The 8,256-nt window shown below is 69.5% G+C and carries 10 protein-coding genes and 1 tRNA gene; 4 read left to right on the top strand and 7 right to left on the bottom strand.

Features of this window, described 5'->3' with window-relative positions; genetic code table 11:
* From HUU96_RS07570 to HUU96_RS07580, 3 genes are all read right to left on the bottom strand, one after another.
* A partial coding sequence (locus HUU96_RS07570) for an NADP-dependent oxidoreductase (protein ID WP_174292228.1) occupies positions 1–541 on the bottom strand: 541 nt, incomplete at its 3' end.
* A 130-nt stretch (positions 542–671) separates the two neighbouring features.
* Positions 672–2,315, bottom strand: coding sequence for a trigger factor (tig, locus tag HUU96_RS07575; protein ID WP_174292229.1), 1,644 nt, complete (start codon positions 2,313–2,315; stop codon positions 672–674).
* A gap of 96 nt (positions 2,316–2,411) precedes the next feature.
* Positions 2,412–2,496 (bottom strand) — tRNA-Leu (locus HUU96_RS07580).
* 148 nt (positions 2,497–2,644) lie between these two features.
* On the opposite strand from HUU96_RS07580, the gene HUU96_RS07585 reads away from it, so the two are divergent.
* The gene (locus tag HUU96_RS07585) at positions 2,645–2,806 is read left to right on the top strand and encodes a hypothetical protein (protein ID WP_174292230.1); all 162 of its coding nucleotides are present in this window, start codon (positions 2,645–2,647) and stop codon (positions 2,804–2,806) included.
* Between the two features lie 2 nt (positions 2,807–2,808).
* Positions 2,809–3,015: a hypothetical protein gene (locus HUU96_RS07590; protein ID WP_174292231.1), complete on the top strand. Its 207-nt coding sequence runs from the start codon at positions 2,809–2,811 to the stop codon at positions 3,013–3,015.
* Positions 3,016–3,048: 33 nt separating this feature from the next.
* Here HUU96_RS07590 and gatB read toward each other — a convergent pair whose 3' ends face one another.
* The 3 genes from gatB to gatC are packed head-to-tail and all read right to left on the bottom strand — an operon-like array spanning position 3,049 to position 6,313.
* Positions 3,049–4,533 carry an Asp-tRNA(Asn)/Glu-tRNA(Gln) amidotransferase subunit GatB gene (gatB, locus tag HUU96_RS07595; protein WP_438827067.1) on the bottom strand — a complete coding sequence of 495 codons (1,485 nt, stop codon included), beginning with the start codon at positions 4,531–4,533 and terminating at the stop codon, positions 3,049–3,051.
* Positions 4,530–6,014: an Asp-tRNA(Asn)/Glu-tRNA(Gln) amidotransferase subunit GatA gene (gene gatA / locus HUU96_RS07600; RefSeq protein WP_174292233.1), complete on the bottom strand. Its 1,485-nt coding sequence runs from the start codon at positions 6,012–6,014 to the stop codon at positions 4,530–4,532. The genes gatB and gatA overlap by 4 nt, the downstream gene beginning before the upstream one ends.
* A complete protein-coding gene (gene gatC / locus HUU96_RS07605; RefSeq protein WP_174292234.1) occupies positions 6,011–6,313 on the bottom strand; it encodes an Asp-tRNA(Asn)/Glu-tRNA(Gln) amidotransferase subunit GatC in 303 nt (100 codons plus the stop codon). The genes gatA and gatC overlap by 4 nt, the downstream gene beginning before the upstream one ends.
* Before the next feature lie 96 nt (positions 6,314–6,409).
* Between gatC and HUU96_RS07610 the strand changes: the two genes are divergently transcribed.
* Together HUU96_RS07610 and ruvX are read left to right on the top strand one after the other, a co-directional pair.
* Positions 6,410–7,519, top strand: a complete 1,110-nt coding sequence (locus HUU96_RS07610) for a DUF3089 domain-containing protein (protein WP_174292235.1) — start codon at positions 6,410–6,412, stop codon at positions 7,517–7,519.
* Positions 7,516–7,983, top strand: coding sequence for a Holliday junction resolvase RuvX (ruvX, locus tag HUU96_RS07615; RefSeq protein WP_174292236.1), 468 nt, complete (start codon positions 7,516–7,518; stop codon positions 7,981–7,983). The genes HUU96_RS07610 and ruvX overlap by 4 nt, the downstream gene beginning before the upstream one ends.
* A 4-nt stretch (positions 7,984–7,987) precedes the next feature.
* On the opposite strand, the gene HUU96_RS07620 is transcribed toward ruvX, so the two are convergent.
* Positions 7,988–8,256: SPOR domain-containing protein (locus tag HUU96_RS07620; RefSeq protein WP_174292237.1), on the bottom strand; the 269-nt coding region annotated here is incomplete at its 5' end.

Consider the following 8,256-nt stretch of genomic DNA (forward strand, 5'->3'; position numbering starts at 1 on the left):
CCGCCTCCGCCGCCTGCCGACCGCGCACGCCGGCGACGACCTGGCATCCGAGGCTCTTGGCGGCGAACACCGCCGAGCGGCCGACCGCGCCCAGCGCACCGGTGACAAGGATGCGCTGCCCGGCCTGCGCCTTGGCGCTTTCCCGCACCAGCTGGTCGCCCGTGACGGTCACCAGCGGCAGCGTGGCCGCATCCTGCAGCTCCAGCCCTTCCGGCACTAGCGCGACGGTATCCGCCTGCACCACGCACAGCTGCGCATAGGTGCCGCTCGCCATGCCCATCACGCGGTCGCCCACCTTCAGCGCCGTCACGCCGGCACCGATCGCCACCACCTCGCCGGCGACATCGACACCGGGGATGTACGGCAGCTCGACCGGCATCCGGTCCCGTACGGCACCAGAGCGGATCTTCACATCGATCGGGTTCACGCTAGTCGCAGCCACTCGCACCAACGCCTTGCCGTCACCCGGCACAGGCTCCGGCACGTCGTCGTAGCGCAGGACGCTGGCGGGTCCGTAGTCGTCGAACAGGATGGCTTTCATCACCGGCTCCGATCATTTTGTCGCCGGCTGAACGCCCATCCGGCGATCGAGGTCCGAAGACAAAGCACTGGTCGCGGTACGTCCTATACGACGACGACCATCCCGGCATTACCGGCATGGCCGCGGGACATCACCCCTCCGCCTTCTTCCTGGCACGCGACTTCTTGGCGGACACATCCGACGCCTCCGTACCTGCAGCGATCTCCGCCGGGTCCGCCTGCGCTGCCTGCAGCTCCCCCGCTACCGGTGCCGGCTTCTTCGCGCGCGGCTTCTTGATCGGGGCGGCGTCGGTGCCGTCGGTGTCGACGCCGGCGTTGCTGCCCTTGGCGACGGGCTTGGTCGGCTTCGGCGCGGCCTCCTCCGCGAGGTCGATCGCAGCCTCCGCCTGCTCAGGGGCGTGATCGTGGTCGTGATCGTGGACGTGCGTGCCGGTTGCGAAGCCGTCCTCGCTCTCGATCGCCGCCTCCAGCTCCTCGCGGGTCGTCTCGCGGTCGGTGATCGTCGCGCGACCAAACAGGAAATCGACCACCTTGTCCTCGTACAGCGGTGCGCGCAGCTGGGCGGCGGCCATCGGCTCCTGCTGGACATATTGGATGAACTGCTGCTGCTGCTCGCGCGGATATTGCTGAGCCGCCTGCTGGATCAGCCGGTTCATCTCCTGGCCGCTGATCTCCACCCCGTTGGCCTGGCCGATCTCGGACAGGAGCAGCCCCAGCCGCACCCGCCGCTCGGCGATGCGGCGGTAATCCTCGCGCTCGGCTTCCATCTCGGCACGGGCGGCTGCCGGATCGGCCTCGTTGGTGGCCTCATGCTCCAGCTGCTGCCAGATCTGGTCGAACTCGGCATCGACCATCGACGGCGGCACCTCGAAGTCGTGGCCGGCGGCGAGCTGGTCGAGCAGCTTGCGCTTCATATAGGTGCGGGTGAGGCCGTTATGCTCCTGCTCGATCTGCCCCTTCAACAGCCCGCGGAACTGCTCCAGGTCGGTCAGGCCGAGCGACTTGGCGAGATCGTCGTCGATCGCGCGCTCGCCCGCGACCTGCACCGACTTGACGACAAGATCAAACGTCGCATCGCGGCCGGCCAGCTCCTTGGCGGTATAGTCGGCCGGGAAGGTGACGGCGATCTGCCGCTCGTCGCCCGCGTGTACGCCGATCACCTGATCCTCGAAGCCGGGGATCAAGCGGCCGGCACCGATCTCAACCGCCATGTCGCTGCCGGTGCCGCCCTCGAACGCGACGCCGTCATCGACCGTCTTGCCGACGAAGTCGACGGTGACGAGGTCGCCGGTTTCCGCCGCCTTGTCAGCGGCATCGTCCCACTTCTTCTGCTGGTCTGCGAACTTCTTCAGCTGCTCGTCGACCGCGGCGTCGGCGACCGGCACGGTCAGCCGCTCCAGCGTCAGCGCGTCGATCGCCGGCGTCGGCACGCTCGGCAGCACCTCCATCGCGACGCTGATCTCGGCATCCTGGCCGCGCGCATAGCCGTCGGCCAGCTCGACCGAGGGCTGCATCGCCGGGCGCAGGCCATTGCCCTGGATCAGCTCCTGCACGCCCTGCTGGATGGCGTTGTTGAGCGCGTCGGCGGCCAGCGCCTCGCCGTGCATCTTGCGCACCAGGTTGGCCGGGACCTTGCCAGGGCGGAAGCCCGGCATCTTGACCTGCGGCGCGACCCGCTTGACCTCGGCCTCGACCTTGGCGTCGATGTCGCCGGCGGTGATGGTCATCGTATAGGCTCGCTTCAGCCCCTCGTTCAACGTCTCGACAGTCTGCATCTCGTCTCGATCTCTCGTTGTTGGGCGCAACCCCTTCGCTTGCGCTCGGGAGTTGCGAAGCTGATGTCCCCCGGACGTCTTCGAGCCTTCGCGGGCTGGTGCGGGCGAAGGGACTCGAACCCCCACATCTTGCGATGGCAGGACCTAAACCTGCTGCGTCTACCAGTTCCGCCACGCCCGCCCGGTTGTGCCCATGGGGCACCGCCGGTGTGGCGGGCGTCTATACCAGCGATGTGCGCCGGAGCAAGCCGGGTTGCAAGCCGGGGTTTGCCGGCGGGGATATTTCGACCGGCGGCGACGTTGAGCCCCTGCAGACAAGGAACATCGTCATGGCCACCCAGCCTCCCCCCGAAAGTCCCATCCCCTCGGGCCAGCCCGTCTCCCCCGGCGCGCCGCCGCCCGAGATCGCGCCGATCGGTCCGGACTTCGACCAGCCCTCGCCCGGCATACCCGCAGGCGATCCCGGCACCTCGCAACCGGCGGAGATCTAGGCGTGGCGAACGATCCCAATCCCGACAGCGCTCCCGCACAGGACGAGGACAGCCGCAGCGACATCGAGCAGGCGGTGGAGGCACGCTCCGACGCGGTCGATCGCGGCGAGGGGGGCGAGGAGCCGGACACGCTGACCGAGACCGGCGACTATTCAGGCAATGCAGGCACCGGTGGCGAGGTCAAGAACCAGGATCTCGACGCGCAGTAGCTTGACCGTCGGCCCGTCCCGCGGGCCGACGACCTAGCCGAGCGCCTGCTTCAGCAGGTCGTTGACGACCCCAGGATTGGCCTTGCCGCCCATCGCCTTCATCGTCTGCCCGACGAAGAAGCCGAACAGTGCGACCTTGCCGGCGCGGTATTGCTCCAGCTGGCCGGGGTTCTTGGCGAGCACCTCGGCGATCACCGCCTCGATCGCGCCGGTGTCGCTGGTCTGCTTCAACCCGCGCGCCTCGACGATCGCGCCCGGCGCTTCGCCCGTGTCCAGCATCACCTCGAACACCTGCTTGGCGAGGCTGCCCGACAGCGTGCCGTCGGCGACCAGCGCCAGCAGCTCCGCCGCGCAGGGCGGCGTCACCGGGCTGTCGCCGATGCCGAGGCCGAGCCGGTTGAGCGCGCCGAACAGCTCCCCCGTCACCCAGTTCGACGCCGGTCCGGCCGGAGCGCCAGCCGTCAGCAGCGCATCGAACCATCGCGCGGTCTCGACCTCGGCGGTCAGCACGCCGGCGTTGTAAGGCGTCACCCCCGCCGCCTCGTAGCGCACCCGCTTGGCGTCGGGCAGCTCGGGCAGCGACGCGCGGCACTCGTCGAGGAACGCTTCGTCCAGCTCCAGCGGCAACAGGTCGGGATCAGGAAAATAGCGATAGTCCTGCGCATCCTCCTTGGAGCGCATCGAGCGGGTCACGCCGCGATCAGGGTCGAAGAGCCGCGTCTCCTGAACGATGCGACCGCCCTCCTCCAGCACCGCGACCTGCCGCTTCGCCTCATGCTCGATCGCCTGCATCACGAAGCGGATCGAGTTGACGTTCTTGGTCTCGGTGCGCGTGCCGAGCGGATGTTCTTTAGTGATTGGGCCCGGCTTGCGGACGCTGACGTTGACGTCGGCGCGCATCGACCCCTGGTCCATATTGCCGTCACACGACCCGACATAGCGCAGGATCGAGCGCAGCTTCGTCAGGTAAGCCCCTGCTTCGGCAGGAGAAGCCATGTCGGGCCGGCTGACGATCTCCATCAGCGCGACGCCCGAGCGGTTGAGGTCGACATAGCTGCGGGTCGGATGCTGGTCGTGCATCAGCTTGCCGGCATCCTGCTCGACATGGATGCGCTCGACGCCGATGCGCTTGGTCGTGCCGGGGTCCTTGTCGTCGGGCACGACGTCCAGATGCCCCTCGCCGACCAGCGGGTGATAGAGCTGGCTGATCTGGTAACCCTGCGGCAGGTCGGCGTAGAAATAATTCTTGCGGTCGAACTGGCTCCAGCGGTTGATAGCCGCGTCGATCGCCATGCCGGTGCGCACCGCCTGGCGGATGCACTCGCGGTTGGGGACGGGCAACATGCCCGGCATCGCCGCGTCGACCAGCGACACCTGCGTGTTCGGCTCCGCCCCGAACGCGGTCGCCGCGCCGGAGAACAGCTTGGCGTTGGAGGTGACCTGGGCGTGGACCTCGAGGCCGATGACGACCTCCCACTCGCCGGTGGTGCCTTTTACCCTGTAGTCGCTCGTCGTCACCACCAAGCCTCCGGTCGCGCCGTGAACCCCGCGCGCTGCTCGAGCGCCAGCCCCGCGTTAAGCACTCCCTGCTCATCGAGCGCGCGGCCGATGATCTGCAGCCCAAGCGGTAGCCCCGCCGCATCAACCCCGCCCGGCACGCTCATCGCCGGCAGGCCGGCGAGCGAGGACGGCACCGTGAACACGTCGTTAAGGTACATCGCCAGCGGGTCGGCGCTCTTCTCGCCCAGCGCGAACGCCGCCGATGGCGCGGTCGGGGTCAGGAGCACGTCGCACTTCTCCCACGCCGCCTCGAAGTCGCGCGCGATCAGCGTCCGCACCTTCTGCGCCTGTGTGTAGTATGCGTCGTAAAAGCCTGCGGACAATACATAAGTGCCGATCATGATCCGCCGCTTGACCTCCGCTCCGAAGCCGTCGGCCCGGGTCGCGGCGTACATGTCCTGCAGCCCCGCGCCTTCGGGCAGGTCGCGCAGCCCGTAACGCACGCCGTCGTAGCGGGCGAGGTTGGACGACGCCTCCGCCGGCGCGATGATGTAATAGGCGGGCAGCGCGTATTTGGTGTGCGGCAGCGACACCTCGACGATCTCGGCACCCGCGTCGCGCAGCCAGTCGATGCCCTGCTGCCACAGCGCGTCGATCTCGGCCGGGCCGCCGTCGACGCGGTACTCCCTGGGGATGCCGACACGCTTGCCCGCCATCGACGGGTTCAGCCCCGCCTCCCACGCCGGCACGTCGAGCTTGAGCGAAGTCGCGTCCTTGGCGTCATACCCCGCCATCGCCGCCAGCATGATCGCGCAGTCGCGCACGTCGCGCGCTATCGGCCCGGCCTGGTCGAGCGACGACGCAAACGCGATCGTCCCCCAGCGCGAGCAGCGACCATAGGTCGGCTTGATGCCGCTGATGCCGGTAAAGGCGGCGGGCTGGCGGATCGAGCCACCGGTGTCGGTGCCGGTCGCGCCCGCGCACAGCCGCGCCGCCACCGCTGCCGACGACCCGCCCGAAGAGCCGCCAGGGGCGAGCGCGGCGTTGCTTCCATCGGCGCGACGCCATGGCGAGATGACGTCGCCGAACGCGCTGGTCTCGTTCGACGAACCCATCGCGAACTGGTCCATGTTGAGCTTGCCGAGCATCCCTGCGCCGGCGTCCCACAGCTTCTGCGACACGGTGGATTCGTACGGCGGCACGAAGCCTTCGAGGATGTGGCTCGCCGCCGTCGTCGCCACACCGGCCGTACAGAACAGGTCCTTCATGCCGATCGGCACGCCGGCGAGCGGCTTCAGTGCTTCCCCGGCCGCCCGTGCGTCGTCGGCGGATTTGGCGGCGGCGAGCGCGTGGTCGGGCGTCTCGACCAGGAAGGCGTTGAGCGCCTTGGCGCGGCTCACCTTGGTGATGAACGCGTCGGCCACTTCGCGCGCGGAGAAGCTGCCGGCGCGCACCCCGTCGCGGATGGCGGCAATGCCGAGATCGGTGAGATCGGTCATTCGATCACCTTGGGCACGGTGAAGAACCCGTGCTCACCCTGCGGCGCGTTGGCCATCAGCCGATCGCGGATGCCGCCACCGGTCAGCGGATCGGCGTCGACCACGTCGTCGCGCAGTCGCAGCTGGTTGGGGATCACGGTGGTCATCGGCTCGACGCCGCTCGTGTCGACCTCGCCAAGCTGCTCGATCCAGCTCATCAGATTGTCGAGTTCGGGAGCGAGGCGGCCCGCCTCCTCGTCGGTGATCGCGAGGCGGGCGAGGCTCGCGATCCGCTTCACGGTGGGGATGTCGACGGGCATGGCGCGCGGCTAGCATTGCCGCTCCGGTCCGCGCAACCGGCGATTGCCTCGCACGGGCCGCTCGTCCAAGGGTCAGGTACGATCCGGGAGCGACCCTTGGCGCGCAAGTTCCTCTATGCCTTCACCGTCCTGATCGTCCTGGTGATCGCCGGGGCGTTCGCCTATCGGCTGTACGGGACGCAGCTGATGCGGATCGCGATGGCCCCGCGGGCGCAGTTCCATGCCGAGCGGCCGCTGACCGCCGCCGACTATGCCGGGCCGCGGCTATGGGCGGCGCGGCCGGACATCAAGGACAACCCGGCGCTGTGGACGCCGCCCGGCTACCACGCCGACGCCCCCGCGGATGGGCCGGCGATCTTCTTCATCCACCCGACCTCGTACCTGGCGCGCGATCACTGGAACGCGCCGCTGAACGACGCGGAAGCGAACGCGCGCGCCGACCTGTTCCTGCGCGGCCAGGTGAGCGCCTTCAACGGCGTCGGCGCGATCTGGGCGCCGCGCTATCGCCAGGCGACGTTCGGCGCATTCCTGACCACCGCGCCCGAGGCGAACCGCGCGCTCGACCTGGCCTATGGCGACGTGGCGGCGGCGTTCGCGGCGTTCCTGGCGCAGGTCGGCCCCGACCGCCCGATCATCCTGGCCGGACACAGCCAGGGGTCGCTGCACCTGACGCGGCTGCTGCGCGAGCAGGTGGCGGGCAAGCCGCTCGCGGCACGAGTTGTCGCGGCCTATGTGATCGGCTGGCCGGTGTCGCGCGCGACCGACCTGCTCGCGCTCGGCTTTCCCGAATGCCGCACCGCCGACCAGCCTCGCTGCCTCCTGTCTTGGCAGAGCTTCGCCGAGCCCGCCGACCCGTCGCTGATCACCGATGCCTATGACGTCACCACCGGCTTCGACGGCCATCCGCGCCGGGGCACGCCGATGGTGTGCACCAACCCGCTGACCGGCAGCGCCGACGCCGCCGCGCCGGCGAGCGCCAACCTGGGCACGCTCTATCCCGCATCCAATCTGGGCAGCGCCGGCATCGCGGCGGGCAAGGTGGCGGCGCGGTGCGGGGAGCGCGGCTTCCTGCTGATCGGCGAAGGGCCGGACGTCGGCCGCTACGTGCTGCCGGGCAACAACTATCACGTCTACGACTACAGCCTGTTCTGGGCGAACGTGCGCGCCGACGCGGCCCGGCGGCTGGCAGCGTTCAAGGAGAAGTGATCACTACCGATCAGGCGGTGTTCCGTGCCGCGCTGCCCGCGGGAGGCCGCCTGCTCGGGCTGGACGTCGGCACCAAGACGATCGGCACCGCATTGTGCGATGCGGGGTGGAGCTTCGCCAGCCCCGCCGAGCTGGTCCGCCGCACCAAGTTCACGGCTGACAAGGCGACGCTTGCCGTGCTGGCGGTGCGGCAACGGGTGGTTGGGCTGGTGATCGGCCTGCCGCTCCATCTCGATGGCAGCGAGAGCCCGCGCTCGCAATCGACCCGCGCCTTTGCCCGCAACGTCGAGGACCTCTACCCGGTGCTGCTCTGGGACGAGCGCTGGTCTACCCAGGCGGTGACCCGCACCCTGATCGAACAGGATGCCAGCCGCGCGAAACGCGCCGAGCTGGTCGACAAGATGGCGGCGGCGTACATCCTGCAGGGCGCGATCGACGCGCTGGTGGCGGTGGGAGCGACCTGAGCGGTTACGGCGCGACCACGTTGCAGTTCACTCGGCTGGCCGCGCAGGCGCGCTGCGCTTCCGCCTTGCTGGCGAACGGCCCGGCCTGGACCCGGGTCACGCCATGGGCGCTTGCATAGATCGGCCGCGCGCCGGGCAGCCGGCCGGCGACGCTGTTCCACAACGCGCGCGCATTGCCCTCGTCCCGGAACGCGCCGAGCTGGATCTTCCAGCTGCCGGCGCGCACCGGCACCGGAGCCTGCGGCGGCGGCGCATGGTGCACGGCTACCGGAG

The sequence above is a fragment of the Sphingomonas bacterium genome, assembly GCF_903644135.1.
In the GTDB taxonomy this organism is placed as follows: domain Bacteria; phylum Pseudomonadota; class Alphaproteobacteria; order Sphingomonadales; family Sphingomonadaceae; genus Sphingomonas.